Source organism: Hymenobacter glaciei (assembly GCF_039539585.1).
GTDB classification, from domain to species: Bacteria; Bacteroidota; Bacteroidia; order Cytophagales; family Hymenobacteraceae; genus Hymenobacter; species Hymenobacter glaciei.
In genome coordinates, this window is record NZ_BAABDK010000021.1 from 13,574 (window position 1) to 29,491 (window position 15,918).

Genomic DNA, 15,918 nt, shown 5'->3' on the forward strand with positions numbered 1-15,918 from the left:
TCAGGGTTGGTACTGGCCTTGATGTTGCATCGCCTGCCGAAACGATGTAGAGACGCGACCCCTCGCATCTCCGGGACCGCACCAATCGGAATCGTTCAACGCCCAGACGCGAGGGGGCGCGTCTGTACATTGTTCAATGAACTCATGGTGGAGTTACGGCACAAAAAAAGGCTGCCCGAAGGCAGCCTTTTTTAAGAAGAGTAGTCAGAAGAATCGACTACCAAATCCGATAAATCCGCCGTGAGTCCGACGAATCCGTGCCTTACACGTTCGACGTGCTCAGTTTGGGCGCGTCGCCGGGCAGGCCGGTTACGTCCTCACCAGCGGCGAGGCGCTCGCGCTCCTCTTTCTTGCCGTAGGTGTCGAGGATAATCGGAGTAGCGATGAACAGCGACGAGTACGTGCCGAAGATGACGCCGATAATCATCGCGAACGAGAACGAACGCAGCGTCTCACCGCCGAAGATGTACATCACCAGCACCACCAGGAATACGGTGGTGAACGTAATCATCGTGCGCGAGAAGGTCGAGTTTAGGGCCGGGTTCACCACTTGGGCGAAGGTCAGCTTAGGGTTTTCGCGCAGGTACTCGCGGATACGGTCGTAGATAACCACCGTGTCGTTCATCGAGAAGCCGATAACCGTGAGCACGGCGGCCACGAAAATCTGGTCCATTTCGTAGTTCAGGCCAAACAAACGGGCAATCGGGAAAGCTGCGATTACCAGCAGGGCATCGTGGAACAGCGCGACTACGGCCGCCATCGAGTACTGCCACTTCTCGAAGCGGAACAGCACGTAGATGAAGATGCCCAGCAGCGTGAGACCCAGCGAAAGCACCGAGGTGCGCTTGATGTCGTCGGCAATGGTGGCGCCCACTTTCGAGGTCGACTTAATAGCCGGAGCATCGGCGCTGTACTGCTGCAGGCCCTGGTTGAGGGCGGCGGCTACTTTGGCATCGGCCACGCTGCTCTCATCCTCGGCCAGGTAGCCGGTGGTGATGCGCAAGCGGTTGGCCGAGCCGAATTGCTTCACTTCGAGGCCGGAGCCTCCGAACACGGGGCGCAGCTTGTCGGCCACGGCCGACGCTTCCATGCCTTTGTTGAAATCGACCACGTAAGCGCGGCCACCTTTGAAGTCAACGCCCAGGTTAGGGCCGCCCTGCACGTACATCAGCACAAAGCCCAGCACGATGAAGAACGTGGAGAAAGCGTAGGCAATTTTGCGCTTGCCCACGATGTCGAAGTTCAGGTTCTTGAACAGGTTGCGCGAAATCGAGGTGCTGAAGGTCATCGGGTGGTTCTCGTTGCCCTTCACCATCCACTCGATGATGAGACGCGACACGTACACCGCCGACAGGAACGAGGTGAGCACGCCGATACCCAGCGTAATGGCAAAGCTCTGCACCGGGCCCGTGCCGAAGAAGCCGAGAATCACGGCAATCAGCATGGTGGTTACGTTCGAGTCAAAAATGGCCGAGAATGCCCGGGCGTAGCCTTTGTTGATGGCGTCATTCAGGCCCAGGCCGTGGTCCAGTTCCTCTCGAACACGTTCGAAAATCAGTACGTTGGCATCTACCGAGGTACCCATCACCAGAATCAAACCAGCGATGCCGGGCAGGGTGAGGGCGGTACCAAACTGGGCCAGCACGCCTAGAATCAGGAAGATGTTGAAGAGCAGGGCGATGTCGGCCACTACCCCGGCGCGGCCGTAGTAGAAGGCCATAAACAGCATGATAATCACCACGCCGGCCAGCGACGAGTACAGGCCCTGGTTGATGGCTTCGCGGCCCAGCGACGGACCAACTACGGCTTCTTCCACGATGCGCGTGGGAGCGGGCAGCTTACCCGCCTTCAACTGGTTGGCCAGGTCCTGGGTGTCTTCAATCTGGAAGCTGCCCGTGATGCTGGTGCCGCCGCCCGTGATTTCGCTCTGCACCACCGGCGCTGAGCACACGTAGTCGTCGAGCACCATGGCCACTTGCTTGCCGATGTTGGCCGCCGTCATCTTCGCCCACTTGCGCGAGCCGGCAGGGGTCATGTTCATCAGCACTTCGGGCTGGCCGGTCTGGCCAATGTCGGCGCGGGCATCGCTCACGACTTCGCCGCTCATGGGGGGCACGCCGTCGCGGGTTTTGCGCACCGGAATCAACTCCAGGTACTCCTGCTTGTCAACGGTCGTGGGCTTCAGGCTCCAGAGCAGGGCCAGGGTGGGGGGCAGAATAGCCTTGGCTTCGGGCGAGCGCAGGATGGTGTTCATGCGGGCCGTGTCGCGCAGGTTCACACCCAGGCGGCCGGGCATGGTGAAGAGCTTGGACAGCACGCCGCCCTGGTTGGCAGTCGTGGTCGAGTCCGCCGCGCCTTTGCCGAGCTTGGCTTTCTTGGCCAATTGGGCGGCCAGCGAAGTGGTGTCGCCTTTGGCGGTAGCCGTAGCCGTGGTGTCGGCCATGTTCAGGGTAGCAGCCGGACCGGCTTTGGCAGCGGCATCCTTGGCTTGCAGCTGCTTGTCGAGGGCGACCAGGTAAGGGCCGATTTCGTTCTGGTTCCATACTTCCCAGAACTCCAGCTTGGCCTGGCCTTGCAGCAGCTTGCGCACGCGGTCGGGGTTGTCTACGCCGGGCAGCTCAATCTGGAGGCGGCCGGTACCCTTCACGCGCTGAATGGTGGGCTGGTTCACGCCAAACTTGTCGACGCGGGTGCGCAGGATGTTAAACGAGCGGTCGATGGCATCTTCTACTTCCTTGTCGATGGCAGCCAGCACCTTCTCGTTGGAGGAGTTGATGGTGAGGTTGCGGCTCTTGTTGGTGTTGTTGGCGAAGATGCGGGCCAGCGGCTGGCCGTTCGACGTTTGCTGGTAAGCCTGGGCAAACAGCGTGGTGTAGGGCGTGGTGGGGCTGGCCTTTTGGGCCTCCTGCGCCTGCTCCAGCGCCTTGTTGAAGGCCGCGTCCTTGCTGTTGCCGCTCATGGCGCGCACAATTTCTACCGGCGATACTTCCAGCGTCACGTGCATGCCGCCTTTCAGGTCGAGGCCGAGGCCGAGTTCGCTTTGGCGCACTTCGCGGTAGGTGAAGGGGCCGTACACCGGCGCACGCCACACCGAGTCGAGGTAGTGCTGGCGGGCCGTTTCGTCGACCTTGCCGTTGCGGGTGGCGTAGGCCACCGCCTTGCTCTGCACCCCGCGCGAGACGTAGGTGAAGAACAGAAAGTAGGCGCACAACGCCGTCACGACGAGCGTGAGGGCAATGATTAATCCTTTGTTACGCATTTGAATTCAATTAACAGTTAGCAATAGGCAATGAACAACAGAGCTGTAAAGCTCCAAAACGAAAAGAGCAACTGCCGCCGAGCCAGCACCGCTGGGCATTACTGCCCATTGTGCACTGCTCATCGCCAATTGCTCATTAAAAACTAGGGTGCCTGCGGCGACAGGGCCACGGCCAGCAGCCGCGCCCGAAACACTGCGCCCATCCGGATGCCCGCCCGCAAGCGTGGCACGGCCAGCGCCTGGCGCAACGTGGGCAGCCACAGGCCCGGCACGGCGGCCGGCAGCCAGGCCACCGGCAGCGGGGCCACAAAATGCTTCGTCGAAGCCGTGGCCTCGAACAGCACTTTCTGTTTCACCACCGTAGCGCGGGTAAACCGCGCCTCGCCCTTGCCCACGGGCCGCAATACGCTCACGGCGCGCTGGTTCAGGCCCAGCACCAGCAGCACCGTAGCGGCGAGCAGGGCAAAGCGGAGCGAGAACCAAAAACGGGAAAGCAGAGCCGACATAGGGAGGTGTGGGGTCTGCAAAGATACCATTTTGGCGGGAACGGGTACAAATGCCTCGCGGCAGTCGTGAAAACGGCCTCGCATAGCGTGGAAACGAACTTACACGCTGTGGAAACAAAGTCGCACATCGTGGAAGCGCCCTCGCACATCGTGGAAACAAAGTCGCACATCGTGGAAGCGCCCTCGCACATCGTGGAAACAAAGTCGCACATCGTGGAAGCGGACTTACATACCGTGGAAGCGAAGTCGCACATCATGGAAGCGGACTTACATGCCGTGGAAGCGAGGTCGCATGCCGTGGAAGCGCCCTCGCATGCTGTGGAAACGAAGTTGCATGCCGCCAATCCAGGAGACGCTTCGGTGCTGTCCCAACAAAAAAGCCCGTTAAGTGGTGGTTAGAGCGGTTTCGTGGCCAGTGTACAGGCGAAACAATGTAGGGGCGGGGTCGTACCCGGTAGGGCTCGCCCCCGCCCGTCGTTGAACGGAATCGGTCAACGGGCATCAACGGCCGGGCGGGGGCAAGCCCTACCGGGTACGACCCCGCCCCTACATCCACTGACTCCGAAACGGCTCTAAGGCGTTGCTACAAGAGGCTTTCGGCGGAGAGGCAGTTATTGTCGCGGGGCGATGTAGTAGCTGCGCAGCTCCCAGGTGCCTAGGTTGGCATACACCCGGCGCGTGGTGCCAATGCCTCGGGTAAGGTGGTAGGAGCGCACGAACGGGCCTTGGGTCGAGTCACGGAAAGCATCCACGCGCAGATGCACCGAGCGCTTGAAGGTGCCGGCGGGCACGCTCACGGCGGTGGTATCAAGCAGGACCGGACCATCGGAGGCGATGGGCTGGCCCACCGGCCGTTGCGGATAATACCAGAAAAAGCCGATGTCGTACATGTTTTCCGCACGCTGAGAGACGAACCATTGGCCATTTTCTTCCTGGGTTTCAAAATGTTCTAAGCCCCGGTAGTTACTGTTCGCGCTGGTTCCCCGGAAATAGCGGCGGTTGGAGTGCCAGCAGGCCAGCTCGTAGAGTTCAGTGCAGGTGGGCAGGCCGTAGGTGTTGGCCCCGGGCCGAAACACGCGCACCTCGGTGCCGATAACCGTGACCGTGTCCACCTCCACGGGCTGGGAGCCGCGCTTCTGGTAGACCCAGTAGGAGCCTTTGGGGAAGTACCAGTAGGCCAGGAAGGCGGCCGGGGCGCGCTGCACCTGGGCGCACTCGCTGGGCGCGGCCGGCGTTTTGCGGCAGCCGCTACCGGTGAGCAGTAGCGCAACCAAGGCGAGGAAGTGGGGTTTCATAGATGAAAAGGAGAAATAAGGACCAACGATTTTCAGGTGGTCAAACCCTGGAAATCCACCGTCCGGACACCGTATAACGCGCCGTCGATTACCCCTCGAACCGTAAGGCCCAGGAGTAAAAATGACGGTAGCCTCAAAGTAGAAAACGTTACGGGTCGGAAGCCGACAAGCAGCGTGCAAACAGGTGCACGAACGCCCAATTGCTTGGAGTTCGGTAGAAAAACGCAGGACGCAAACAGCCCCTGGAAGGGGCCTTGGCTGACGGTGGAGGTGGAACAGGTAGCCGGTAAGCCAGTGGGGTAAATATAAAAGGCTTCAGCAGGTGATTGCTATTCGGCTATGCTAAGGTTTTGATAAGAATATAAGAATATTCGCGAAGTCCCGGAAAAATCCGTAACCTTGGCGGCCGTCCGGTATTCGGCCGGTTTCACGTTTCTACCCAACGTTTTATATGGATGCCCGCGAGGAAAAACAATACGCCATGACCACCGTGCTGGTCAGGTTTCTGGCCGATAATGCCGAGGCCATTGCCACCAGCGAAGTAGCGGCCGCCGAAGCCGCCGACGTGGCCCCCGCCTACGAGCAGCTGAAAACCGCCGTGGGGGCCGCGCCCCTCCGCACCCAGGCCAATACGCAGCAGGCCGGCACTGCCCGCACCCTGTTGCTGGCCGCCCTGCCGGCCCTGTTGGGCCCCCTGCGCTCGGTAGCCAGCAAAGCCGCCGACCGCACCCTGCTGGCCCACGCCACGCTCAGCAAAACCCAGCTCAACAACATGAAGCCCGAGGAGCTGCGCGACGTGAGCCAGGACCTGCTGGCCGCCGCCGATGCCCGCGCCAAAGACCTTGCTCCCTACGGCCTCAGCAAGCCCGTGCTGGCCCAGCTGCGCGCCTTGCACGCGGCCTACGCGCAAACCGTGCGCGGCACGGCGGTCCTCATCGACCAGCGCAGCCAGGGCAACCAGTCGGCCACCGACCTGCTCGCCGCCCTCATGCAGCAGGTGTATGAGCTCGACAAGCCCATGGACGTTTTCCGCTTCCTCAACCCCACGCTGTTCGACGGCTACAAGCGCGCCCGCCGCGTGGGCCGCACCGGCGGCAGCGGCAAAGGGCCGGATGCCATGCCGGGCCTGGCGCCCACCGCCTGACGCTGACGAACTCGTGCTACGCAAACAAAAACCCCAGCAGCCGCGGCTGCCGGGGTTTTTCGTGCTCTTACTTCAGCGCCTCAAACGACCACTGCGCATCGGCCCAGAACGCATCCAGCGCCACAATGCGCGGCTTAAAAAACGAAATCAACCGGGGCCAGTCGTCGCGGCTGAACAGGTTCACGGGAGCCAGGTCGGTGTAAATCCGGCTGAGTTCCTCGCCGTTGGCATCCGTCGCCTGGGCGTCCCAGGTCCATTCTTCGCCCAGGGTTTCGTGCAGCAGCGTGCGCAGCTCCAGAAACTGCTCCCAGAACAGCTCGCGGATGCCGGCGTCGGGGTGGGTGAGCTCGATGGCGATGCTGGCCCGCACTTTATCGGCCTGCATCCGGAAATACACGTTTTTGAGCCCCGTTTTATAGTTTATCCAATTCGTGGTGTCGCCCTCGGCCGAGGGCACCGGGGCCATGTACTGCCCAAAAGTCGTCCAGAAAGCCTGGCGCAGCTGGGTAATTTCCGCTTTGCTATACATTGATTGAATTATGAATTAAAAATTATGCGTTATGAATTGGTGAAGTGGCCGCCGTTTGGGCTAACTCATAATTCATAATTCAAAACTCATAATTTAAAGTGGCGTGGCCCACCAGCCCGCTTCGTTGTTTTGAATGGCCACCCCCCCGGTATTGTGGTAGTATTCTTCCACGCACTCTTTGAACCCTTCGTTTTTGGTGCTGGCGAAGCACACGGCGTGGTCGGCCGCGGGCAGCGGGCCGGTGTGTACCGTGAACACACTGCCGCGCTCGGCCTTGGTGATGATGAGGTAGCTCTCCTCGTTCAGCTTGTCGAGCGTGGCATTGAACGTTGCGTCGTACGCCTTATCCGGCGTTACCACGGCGCGCAGAGCCGCGTTGCTGGCCGGGTGTTGCAACACGCCGGTCTGGCCGTTTTTATCGCAGCCAGCCAGCGCTAGCAACCCGGATACCAATGCGAGAGCGGAGCAGTGAGCAATTGAGCGTTTCATAGCGGTACGGTGTAAAAGTGACGAAATCAGAGCCTTCAATGGCTTAACCGGCCCTAAGGGCGAGTGTCAGCAATCGAATTCAAGCCCAATATAGCTACTTTTTGCCAGTATAGTTCTGAAATTTCTCAAAAAATTCCATGAAAACATGCCTTGTCGCCTACTCTCTAAGGCCCTATTACACCGGCTGCTCGCCGGCTGTTGCCCCAATACGAGCCTTCAGATACCCTACCAGCACCTCTAAGCCCCGCTCGAAATGGCGGTTGTTGGGAATCACAATGTCGGCGTAGTGCTTGTACGGAGCAATGAACTGCTCGTAGGTCGGCGCTACGTGGTGCGTGTAGCGGTACAGCACGTCGGCTAGGTCGTAGCCGCGCTCGTCGCGGTCGCGGATGATGCGGCGGTGCAGCTTCACGTGCTCCTGGGCATCGATGTATACTTTCAGGTCGAGCAGCTTGGCAATTTCCTGAAAGTGAAACACGAAAATGCCTTCTACCACCACAATGGGCGCGGGCCGGAACACCAGCTCCTTGGGCGTCACGGCCGAGTTATTGAACGTGTACTCCTTGCGCCGCACCTCGTGGCCCTGGCTGATGCGCAGCACATCATTGGCATAAGCAGCCGCGTCGATGCTGGCGGGCAGGTCGAAGTTTTCGATGCCCTGGTCGTCGCGCAGCTGCTTTTCGCGGGGGTGATAGTAGTTGTCCTGGGAGATAAGGCAAATCTGCTCTTCCGGGAAAGCTTCCAGCAGCCGGCGCAGGAAGGTGGTTTTGCCAGAAGCACTGCCGCCGGTAATACCAATTAAGTAGGGGGTCTGCATAACGGGCAAAGGTAGTTTGAGGACGGCGAATATGGGAGAAGGGGGGAACCGTTTGTCATCCTGAGCACCGCGAAGGACCTTGTCACAACTGCGCCGATTGGTTTGCTGCAGGTAGTTCAGCCGTAGTAAGGTCCTTCGCTGCGCTCAGGATGACCGTCTTTTTCCAACGCTTATTCCTCCTTCAGAAACGCCAGCAGCCCAGCCACAGCCCGCGCCCGGTGGCTGATGCGGTTTTTCTCGGTCCCGCTCATCTCGGCAAACGTGCGGCCGTCGCCCTCCACGGGGGCAAAAGCCGGGTCGTAGCCAAAGCCGCCATTGCCGCGGGGCTCTTCGGTGATGAGGCCCGCCACTTCGCCGGCAAACTGGTGCACGCTGCCGTCGGCGCGAGCAAGCGCCACCACCGTGCGAAAGCGGGCCGAGCGGTCGGGCTGGCCGGCCAGCTCATGCAGCAGCTTGGCCACGTTGTCTTCGGCCAGGCGCTGCGGGCCGGCGTAGCGGGCCGAGTACACGCCGGGCTCGCCGTTCAGGGCCGTTACTTCCAGGCCAGTATCGTCGGCGAAGCAGCCCACGCCGTAGTGTTCGCGCACATACTCGGCCTTCTGGCGGGCGTTGCCTTCGAGGGTGTCCTGGGTTTCGGGCAGCTCTTCGTGGCAGCCGATGTCGGCCAGGCTCAGCAGTTCGAAGCCGGGCGGCAGCAGGGGGCGAATTTCGTCGAGCTTGTGGGCGTTGTTGGAAGCGAAGCAGAGGCGCATGGGGAAGCGGTCGAGATTGGTTAAATAAATACGGAGTAAAAAAGCACGTCGTGCTGAGTTGGTCGAAGCATCTCTACCGCGCAAGTAATTCATTTACTACTGCGGTAGAGATGCTTCGACCAGCTCAGCATGACGTGCTAATAATCGAGATTACCTGACCAGCCTACCGGAACATCGACTTGATGGTGCCCCACGAGCGCTGCACCGCGCTGGGCGTGCCGGCCAGCACCGTTAGGTAGCTCTGGTCGCCAGCGGGGCTGCGCACCGTGAGGCGGTAGGTATAGGGACCGCCCAGGGTACCCGTGGTGCCCGTAGTACCCGTGGTGCGGTACACGTTGGTGTCGGTATAGAGGTAGCGGCGCTGCCCCGTGGCCGCGGTGGTGCTAACCGTGGTGTAGCTGGTTTCGGTGGCCGACTTGCGGGCCAGCTCGAAGCCGGTGACGTCGACTTCGTTGCTTACCTCCCATTCCACTTTCACCACCGTGCCCGAGTAGGCGGCCGTAAAAAGCGTAAGCGTCGCTGCATACACCGCGGCCGCGCTGCTCAGCACGAGCAGCAACGCCAAGAACCCCGCACGGAGGCGCACATGGTGGACGAGTACAGGTTTTAGCACGCGCAACGGGCCAACCCCGAAAGAGGGCCGGATTCAAATGTACAACCTTTTTGCAGGGGCAACAAGCGCCCCGGGCACTGGTATGGACGTAGCTGACGCCGAAAAGTTTAGCGCGGGGGTTGGGTATTTCGGAGCTAAGCCGTACTTTTGCAGTCCCTTCCGCAAAATCGGCAGGGTTCAACCGGTTAAACCGACCTCTCGATATGAAAAAGGACACCCACCCCGAGTACCAGGAAGTCGTATTCCAGGACTCTTCTTCGGATTTTAAGTTCATCACCCGCTCGACGATGAAGCCGACTGACACCATTACGATGGAAGACGGCAAAACGTACCCGCTGGTGAAAATCGAAGTGAGCTCTGCTTCGCACCCCTTCTACACGGGCAAAAACATGTTTATCGACACGGCCGGCCGCGTGGAGAAATTCCGCAGCCGCTACGCCAAGAAAGAGCAGAGCAGCGCTGGCAAGCAATAGTTTTTGTTAGCTGATAGCCATTAGCTGTTAGCTTTTAAAACTCCTTTCGGTAAGCCCGGAAGGAGTTTTTTTATGTCGGTTGCCGAGCGACAGCCGTAAATTTGGGCATGTCTTCAAAAAAGCTAATAGCTAAAGGCTATCAGCTAATAGCTTAAAAATGCACATTCTCCTGTTCGACGACCCGGCCATCCGGCCGCATCTGTTGCCCTTTACGTTTACGCGGCCCGTGGCGGCGTTGCGTTGCGGCATCCTCACCATTGCCGAAAAATGGCAGCGGCACTTAGCCGCGCCCACCGTGGGCTACCTCACGCAGCCCTATCTGCAGGCCAAGTTCCCGGTGAGCGCCGACGGCGTGGTGGCGGGGCCGGCGCTGGTTATCAACGGTGCGGTGTGCCCCGATGCGGTGCTGGTGAAGCAGGTGCTGGCGCTGCGCCCGGGCCAGGGCCTGTACTACAACGAATTGCTGGTGGCGGCCCACCTCGCGGATGCCGCGCTGGTAGCCGAGCTGGTGCAGGATGGGCTGGCTGAAGAAAAGCAGGTGACGGAACCCATCACGGTGATTGACCGGCCGTGGCAGCTGTTTCTGCGCAACGGCGTGGAAATACGCCGCGACTTCGCGCTCCTGACGGAGGGCCGCACCTCGCAGCCCGTAGGCGATGCGCATACCATCGTGTACGGCGCCGAGAATATCTTCATCGAAGAAGGCGTGAAAATCCGCGCCGCTATACTCAACGCCGAAGACGGTCCCATTTACCTGGGTAAGAACTCGCAGGTGCACGAGGGCGCCATCATCAAAGGCCCGCTGGCGCTGTGCGAAGGCTCGCACATCAACGCCGGCGCCAAGATGCGGGGCGACAACACCGTAGGTCCATTCTCGAAGGTCGGCGGCGAAGTGGGCAACAGCATCCTGCTGGGCTACTCCAATAAGGGCCACGACGGCTATTTGGGCAACTCAGTCATTGGCGAGTGGTGCAACCTGGGGGCCGACACCAACACCTCGAACCTCAAGAACAACTACGCACCCGTCAAAGTCTGGAGCCACACCGCCAAGCGCTTCGTCGATACCGGCCAAACCTTCTGCGGCCTGATGATGGGCGACCACAGCAAGGCCGGCATCAACACCATGTTCAACACCGGCACGGTGGTGGGCGTGGGGGCCAATGTTTTCGGAGCGGGTTTCCCGCGCACGTTCATCCCGAGTTTCAGCTGGGGTGGCGCGGCGGGTTTCGAAACCTTCCAGCTACCCAAAGCCAACGAAGTAGCCGAGCGCGTGATGGCCCGCCGCAGCCTGCCGTATGATACGACGGAGCAGGCGATATTGCGGACCGTGTTTGAGGCCACGGCGGAAGATAGGGTCTGGGAGAAGGCCAAGTAGCGCGCAGCCTTGGCTGCGTGGCTCGCCGCCTAGCGGCGAATGCGGTTTTGCCAACTCCTGTCTTTTTCAGTAATGATTTCCTCATGATTGCTCGCCGTTTTGCGGCGAAACACGCAGCAATGGCTGCGCGCTATGTATGACCTTCGCCGACATTCCCAACCAAGCCGCCGTTAAGAGCCTGCTGCGCCAGTCGGTGCAGCGGCAGCACGTGGCACACGCCCAGCTTTTCCGGGGCAAGGAAGGAGGCGCGGCGCTGGCGCTGGCCCTCGCCTATGCGCAGTTCCTGAACTGCGAAGCGCGCGCCGCCGATGCCGACGACAGCTGCGGCCACTGCCCGGCCTGCACCAAAACAGCCAAGCTGGCCCACCCCGATTTGAACTTCATCATGCCCGTGACTACCACCAAAACGGTGGCCAAGGACGCGGTGAGCAGCAAGTTTATGGCCGAGTGGCGGGCCTTTGTCCTCGACAACCCCTACCAGGGCCTCAACGATTGGATGCAGCACATCGGGGCTGAAAACAAGCAGGGCAACATCAGCAAGGACGAGGCCGTGCAGATTTTGAAGCTGGTGAGCCTGAAAGCCTTTGAGGCCCGCTTCAAAATCGTGATTCTGTGGCTGCCCGAGCTTATGCACCCGGCCGCTGCCAACGCCGTGCTGAAACTGCTGGAAGAGCCGCCGCCCGCCACCATCTTCCTGCTCGTGAGCCATGCGCCCGAGCAGCTGCTGCCCACTATCATTAGCCGGGTGCAGCCGGTGGTGGTGCGCCCATTTTCGGAGGATGACATCACGGCCTACCTGCACACCAAATACCAGGTGCCCGAAGCCAAAGCCCGCCAGGTGGCGCAGCTGGCCGAAGGCAGCCTGGGCGCGGCCATTGCCAGCCGCGATGCCAACGCTGACCACGACTACTTCGAGTTCTTTCGCGACTGGATGCGCCTGTGCTTCAGCTACGGCAGCAAGGCCGCCGATATTTTGAAGAAAAGCGAGGAGTTTCAGAAGCTGGGCCGCGAAAACCAAAAGGAGTTGCTCAGCTACTCGCTGGGCCTGATTCGCAAAGTGTTGCTGTTTGGCATCGACCCGAAATTCGTGCCTCACTTAGCCAACGGTGAGCAGCAGTTCGTCAGCGGCTTCGCCAAATTCGTAACCCCCCGCAACGCCGACTTGCTCACCAAAGAGCTCACCGATGCCCACTACCACATCGAGCGCAACGCCAACGCCAAAATGGTGTTCGTGGACAGCTCGCTGCGGCTGGGCGGGTTTCTTAGGGTTTAGCACGTCATGCAAAGCGCCGCGAAGCATTTTTACCGCAGCAGTAATCCCTGTCAATTGATTTTACTATTACGGTAAAGATGCTTCGTGGTGCTCTGCATGACGTTCTTTTATGAAATAAGCCAATAATTATGACCACAATTCGCCTTGCCACCCGTGCCAGCCGCCTCGCCCTGTGGCAGACGGAGCACGTCGCTCATTTGCTGCAAAAAGCCGGTTTCGAAACGGAGATTGTCCCGATGCAAACCACCGGCGACGCCGTGCAGGACCGCAGCCTGGCCAAAATCGGGGCCAAAGGCGTGTTTACCCAGGAGTTGGAAGAGAGCCTGCTGCGCGGCGATACGCAGTTGGCCGTGCACTCGGCCAAAGACGTGCAGAGCAGCATCCCGCGCGAGCTGGAGCTATTGGCCTTTCTGGAGCGCGAGCAGGTAAACGATGTCGTGCTCAGCTTCAACGATGGCTTCTCGCTTGACAAGCCGGGCATCGTGCTGGGCACCAGCAGCACCCGCCGCAAGGCCCAGCTGCGCCGCTTCTACCCCCACGCCGAAACCGCCGAAGCCCGCGGCAACCTTCAAACCCGCCTGCGCAAGCTCGAAGAAGGCCAGTTTGATGCGCTGGTGCTGGCCTATGCTGGCGTGCACCGCATGGGCTACGAGCACCTGGTGCGCCACACCTTGCCCACGGCGCAGTTTGTGCCCGCTACCGGCCAGGGCAGCATTGCCATTGAGTGCGCCGCCAACCTGGACGAAGGCCTCAAAGCCAATCTCAAAGCGGCCCTCGACCACCTCGCTACCCACACCTGCCTGCTGGCCGAGCGCGCCTTTCTGCACACCATGGAAGGAGGCTGCAGCATCCCTTCGTTTGCCCTGGCTACGCTCGAAGGCAGCCGCTTGCGCCTGCACGCCGGCCTTATCAGCCTGAGCGGAGAAGAGTATGTGGAGGAAATTCAGACCGCCGAAACAGCCGCCGATGCGGTGGAGCTAGGCGTGCGCGTGGCCGATACTGTGCTGGGCCGGGGCGGGCGCGAAATCCTGGCCAGCATCCGCGAGCACCGGGGGTAGCGGCCCAACGCTCTAACTCTCCGGGCGTATAGTTTTACGTTCTCTCATTGCTGCTTTATGCTTATGTCGAGTTTTCTGAAATTCCGTTTCGTTCGTTTCGCGGGGCTGCTGCTGGCTCTGCTGTGGCTGGTTGGCCCCGCCCTGGCTGCCCAAAAGCCTGGCAAGCGGCCGCACAAGAGCAAAAAAGATGAAGTCGTGACCATCACCACCACCCAGGGCATCATCCGCCTGGTGTTGTTCGATGATACCCCGCTGCACAAGGCCAACTTCCTGCAAAAGGCCAAAAGCGGTTTTTATGACGGCACGAGCTTCCATCGCATCATCGACAATTTCATGATTCAGGGCGGCGACATCAACTCCAAAGACGCTGACCCCAGCAACGACGGCCTGGGCCGCGCCAACGAGGGCACTGTTCCGGCCGAGCTGGGGCCTGCGCACCCGCACATCTACGGCTCCGTAGCCGCTGCCCGCATGGGCGGCCCGGCCGGCACGCCCAGCAGCAGCAGCCAGTTTTATCTGGTCGAAAACCATGGCGGTGCGCACTTCCTCGATGGCCAGTATACCGTATTCGGCCAGGTTATTCAGGGCCTTGAGGTCATCGATAAAATTGCCAAGTTGCCCAAAGATGGGCGCGACCATCCCACCGTCGATGCCAAAATGACCATGAAGGTAGAAAAGCTGAAACGCAAGAAAATTAGCCAACTCTATGCCTATAAGTACGAGTAGCAGCGCAGTATCCTACATTTCCGTTTCGGTTGCCAGGACAGTAGACGCCGGCGCTCCGAATTGAATTTGGGGTATCCCAAATGCCTCTTCACATGAAGATTCTCCTCACCGGTTCCAATGGTTTGCTGGGCCAGAAACTCGTGGCGCGTTTGTGCCAGGAGTCCGGCGTGGAACTGATAGCTACTTCGCGCGGGACTAACAAGCTGGCTATGCACTTCCCCACCGTGCGGTTTGTGCCCCTCGATGTAAGCAACCGTGCCCAGGTGCGGGAAGTGCTGGCCCATGAGCGGCCCACCCACGTCATTCACACAGCCGCCATGACGAATGCCGACGAGTGCGAGCTAAACCGCGCCGCCTGCTGGCAGCATAACGTAATTGCCGTAAAGCACTTAGCCGCTGCCTGTGCTGCGCTCGATGCCCACTTCACCCACCTTAGCACCGACTTCGTGTTTGGGGGTGACGCCGGCCCGTTGGCCGAGGATGCAGTCCCGGCTCCGGTCAACTTCTACGGCGAAAGCAAGCTGGCCGCCGAACACGTTGTGCAGGCCAGCCCCGGCCGCTGGGCCATTGCCCGCACCGTGCTGGTGTACGGGGTGGCGCATAACTACGGCCGCACCAACCTCGTGCTCTGGGTGCGCGACTCGCTGCGCGCAGGCCAGCCCATCAAAGTAGTGGCCGACCAGTGGCGCACGCCCACGCTGGCCGAAGACCTGGCCGAAGGTTGCTGGCTGCTGGCCCGGCAGGCAGCCCAAGGCATCTACCACCTCAGCGGCGATGAATTTCTGACGCCCTACGACCTTGCGCTGCGCGTGGCTGCCCATTTTAACCTCGACGCTGCGCTCATTGAGCGCGTCGATGCCAGCACCTTTTCGCAGCCGGCCCGACGGCCGGCGCGCACCGGTTTCCTCATCGAGAAAGCCCGGCGCGAATTGGGCTATACCCCCCATTCCCTGGCCGAAGGCATTGCTTTGGTGAGCCGCCAGCGCGATGCCGTAACATAAACGGTGCACAAAGCAGGAGTGCTTGGCTCACTGCCCGTTGTGCTCTCTGTGATTTGGCATAAAAAAACCCGCCGGGGTAGACGGCGGGTTCTGACTTTGCCCGGGTAGCAGGCTAGGGTAGAAAAAGGTGTATTTGGTAGATACTGGATTGGTAGACTGGTAGTAGACTGGATGTGTTAAGGTAGTAAAGCGAGTGGCCGAAATGCGGGCGAAAAAGTCAGCAGATGTTCTAAGACCAGAACCCGACTAGCAGCCCGCCAATCAGGACAGCGGTATGGCCTAGCAGTGCTGCTTCGCCTGCAGCCCGGGGTACGATGATGCCGTCTGGAGTAACAAAATCGACGCCCACTGCCGCTTGGCGCAACGAATTAGGGGCGCTTTTGGACCTTGGTGAATTAGCTAAAGAAGGATAAACCAGCAGATACATAGCAATAAGGGTTGAATTGGCAGACCGGTGCGGTGATAAGCGAATAGCTGTGCCAGTAAGACAACACAATATTACTCTTGAGGGCAAGGCTCAAAAAAGGACAGTTCTGTTATAATGCAGACATTTGGTTCGGGATAAAAAAGTGATAAACCTAGCTGGTATAATTAAAATAACTGCCTGG

General features: G+C 60.0%; 16 protein-coding genes. 8 read left to right on the forward strand and 8 right to left on the reverse strand.

All coding sequences use genetic code 11. From position 1 onward, the window contains the following. Positions 1 to 262 precede the first annotated feature (262 nt). A complete protein-coding gene (secDF, locus tag ABD837_RS13145) occupies positions 263 to 3,259 on the reverse strand; it encodes a protein translocase subunit SecDF (protein ID WP_345055216.1) in 2,997 nt (998 codons plus the stop codon). Between the two features lie 143 nt (positions 3,260 to 3,402). Continuing rightward, positions 3,403 to 3,765, reverse strand: coding sequence for a hypothetical protein (locus ABD837_RS13150; protein WP_345055219.1), 363 nt, complete (start codon positions 3,763 to 3,765; stop codon positions 3,403 to 3,405). Positions 3,766 to 3,831: 66 nt separating this feature from the next. Between ABD837_RS13150 and ABD837_RS13155 the strand changes: the two genes are divergently transcribed. Continuing rightward, complete coding sequence (locus ABD837_RS13155) at positions 3,832 to 4,164, forward strand: hypothetical protein (protein ID WP_345055221.1); 333 nt, start codon at positions 3,832 to 3,834, stop codon at positions 4,162 to 4,164. Positions 4,165 to 4,376: 212 nt separating this feature from the next. On the opposite strand, the gene ABD837_RS13160 is transcribed toward ABD837_RS13155, so the two are convergent. Next, positions 4,377 to 5,060, reverse strand: coding sequence for a hypothetical protein (locus ABD837_RS13160; protein WP_345055224.1), 684 nt, complete (start codon positions 5,058 to 5,060; stop codon positions 4,377 to 4,379). Positions 5,061 to 5,511: 451 nt separating this feature from the next. Between ABD837_RS13160 and ABD837_RS13165 the strand changes: the two genes are divergently transcribed. Beyond that, the gene (locus tag ABD837_RS13165) at positions 5,512 to 6,204 is read left to right on the forward strand and encodes a hypothetical protein (protein ID WP_345055227.1); all 693 of its coding nucleotides are present in this window, start codon (positions 5,512 to 5,514) and stop codon (positions 6,202 to 6,204) included. Between the two features lie 67 nt (positions 6,205 to 6,271). Here ABD837_RS13165 and ABD837_RS13170 read toward each other — a convergent pair whose 3' ends face one another. From ABD837_RS13170 to ABD837_RS13190, 5 genes are all read right to left on the reverse strand, one after another. After that, a complete protein-coding gene (locus ABD837_RS13170; protein ID WP_345055229.1) occupies positions 6,272 to 6,733 on the reverse strand; it encodes a DUF4268 domain-containing protein in 462 nt (153 codons plus the stop codon). Positions 6,734 to 6,826: 93 nt separating this feature from the next. Beyond that, a complete protein-coding gene (locus tag ABD837_RS13175) occupies positions 6,827 to 7,222 on the reverse strand; it encodes a hypothetical protein (RefSeq protein ID WP_345055231.1) in 396 nt (131 codons plus the stop codon). 175 nt (positions 7,223 to 7,397) lie between these two features. Beyond that, positions 7,398 to 8,039, reverse strand: coding sequence for a uridine kinase family protein (locus ABD837_RS13180; RefSeq protein WP_345055233.1), 642 nt, complete (start codon positions 8,037 to 8,039; stop codon positions 7,398 to 7,400). A gap of 170 nt (positions 8,040 to 8,209) precedes the next feature. After that, entirely contained in the window at positions 8,210 to 8,791 is a 582-nt protein-coding gene (gene rdgB, locus ABD837_RS13185; RefSeq protein ID WP_345055235.1) for an RdgB/HAM1 family non-canonical purine NTP pyrophosphatase, read from the reverse strand. A 163-nt stretch (positions 8,792 to 8,954) separates the two neighbouring features. Further along, positions 8,955 to 9,377, reverse strand: coding sequence for a hypothetical protein (locus tag ABD837_RS13190; RefSeq protein ID WP_345055238.1), 423 nt, complete (start codon positions 9,375 to 9,377; stop codon positions 8,955 to 8,957). 230 nt (positions 9,378 to 9,607) lie between these two features. Between ABD837_RS13190 and ABD837_RS13195 the strand changes: the two genes are divergently transcribed. The 6 genes from ABD837_RS13195 (at position 9,608) to ABD837_RS13220 (ending at position 15,310) form a co-directional block, all read left to right on the forward strand. After that, positions 9,608 to 9,877 (forward strand): type B 50S ribosomal protein L31, encoded by a 270-nt coding sequence (locus tag ABD837_RS13195; protein WP_201977305.1) that lies wholly within the window; start codon positions 9,608 to 9,610, stop codon positions 9,875 to 9,877. Positions 9,878 to 10,034: 157 nt separating this feature from the next. Then, positions 10,035 to 11,252 carry a GlmU family protein gene (locus tag ABD837_RS13200; protein ID WP_345055244.1) on the forward strand — a complete coding sequence of 406 codons (1,218 nt, stop codon included), beginning with the start codon at positions 10,035 to 10,037 and terminating at the stop codon, positions 11,250 to 11,252. 136 nt (positions 11,253 to 11,388) lie between these two features. Next, the gene (locus ABD837_RS13205) at positions 11,389 to 12,525 is read left to right on the forward strand and encodes a DNA polymerase III subunit (protein WP_345055246.1); all 1,137 of its coding nucleotides are present in this window, start codon (positions 11,389 to 11,391) and stop codon (positions 12,523 to 12,525) included. Between the two features lie 128 nt (positions 12,526 to 12,653). Beyond that, positions 12,654 to 13,583: a hydroxymethylbilane synthase gene (gene hemC / locus ABD837_RS13210; protein WP_345055249.1), complete on the forward strand. Its 930-nt coding sequence runs from the start codon at positions 12,654 to 12,656 to the stop codon at positions 13,581 to 13,583. Between the two features lie 63 nt (positions 13,584 to 13,646). Next, a complete protein-coding gene (locus tag ABD837_RS13215) occupies positions 13,647 to 14,309 on the forward strand; it encodes a peptidylprolyl isomerase (protein WP_345055251.1) in 663 nt (220 codons plus the stop codon). A gap of 92 nt (positions 14,310 to 14,401) precedes the next feature. Continuing rightward, a complete protein-coding gene (locus ABD837_RS13220) occupies positions 14,402 to 15,310 on the forward strand; it encodes an SDR family oxidoreductase (RefSeq protein ID WP_345055252.1) in 909 nt (302 codons plus the stop codon). Positions 15,311 to 15,918 lie beyond the last annotated feature (608 nt).

Coding starts and splice junctions, on each gene's coding strand:
- secDF (WP_345055216.1), bottom strand. CDS start 3,259: ATGCGTAACAAAGGATTAATCATTGCCCTCACGCTCGTCGTGACGGCG.
- ABD837_RS13150 (WP_345055219.1), bottom strand. CDS start 3,765: ATGTCGGCTCTGCTTTCCCGTTTTTGGTTCTCGCTCCGCTTTGCCCTG.
- ABD837_RS13160 (WP_345055224.1), bottom strand. CDS start 5,060: ATGAAACCCCACTTCCTCGCCTTGGTTGCGCTACTGCTCACCGGTAGC.
- ABD837_RS13165 (WP_345055227.1), top strand. CDS start 5,512: ATGGATGCCCGCGAGGAAAAACAATACGCCATGACCACCGTGCTGGTC.
- ABD837_RS13170 (WP_345055229.1), bottom strand. CDS start 6,733: ATGTATAGCAAAGCGGAAATTACCCAGCTGCGCCAGGCTTTCTGGACG.
- ABD837_RS13175 (WP_345055231.1), bottom strand. CDS start 7,222: ATGAAACGCTCAATTGCTCACTGCTCCGCTCTCGCATTGGTATCCGGG.
- ABD837_RS13180 (WP_345055233.1), bottom strand. CDS start 8,039: ATGCAGACCCCCTACTTAATTGGTATTACCGGCGGCAGTGCTTCTGGC.
- rdgB (WP_345055235.1), bottom strand. CDS start 8,791: ATGCGCCTCTGCTTCGCTTCCAACAACGCCCACAAGCTCGACGAAATT.
- ABD837_RS13195 (WP_201977305.1), top strand. CDS start 9,608: ATGAAAAAGGACACCCACCCCGAGTACCAGGAAGTCGTATTCCAGGAC.
- ABD837_RS13200 (WP_345055244.1), top strand. CDS start 10,035: ATGCACATTCTCCTGTTCGACGACCCGGCCATCCGGCCGCATCTGTTG.
- ABD837_RS13205 (WP_345055246.1), top strand. CDS start 11,389: ATGACCTTCGCCGACATTCCCAACCAAGCCGCCGTTAAGAGCCTGCTG.
- hemC (WP_345055249.1), top strand. CDS start 12,654: ATGACCACAATTCGCCTTGCCACCCGTGCCAGCCGCCTCGCCCTGTGG.
- ABD837_RS13215 (WP_345055251.1), top strand. CDS start 13,647: ATGTCGAGTTTTCTGAAATTCCGTTTCGTTCGTTTCGCGGGGCTGCTG.
- ABD837_RS13220 (WP_345055252.1), top strand. CDS start 14,402: ATGAAGATTCTCCTCACCGGTTCCAATGGTTTGCTGGGCCAGAAACTC.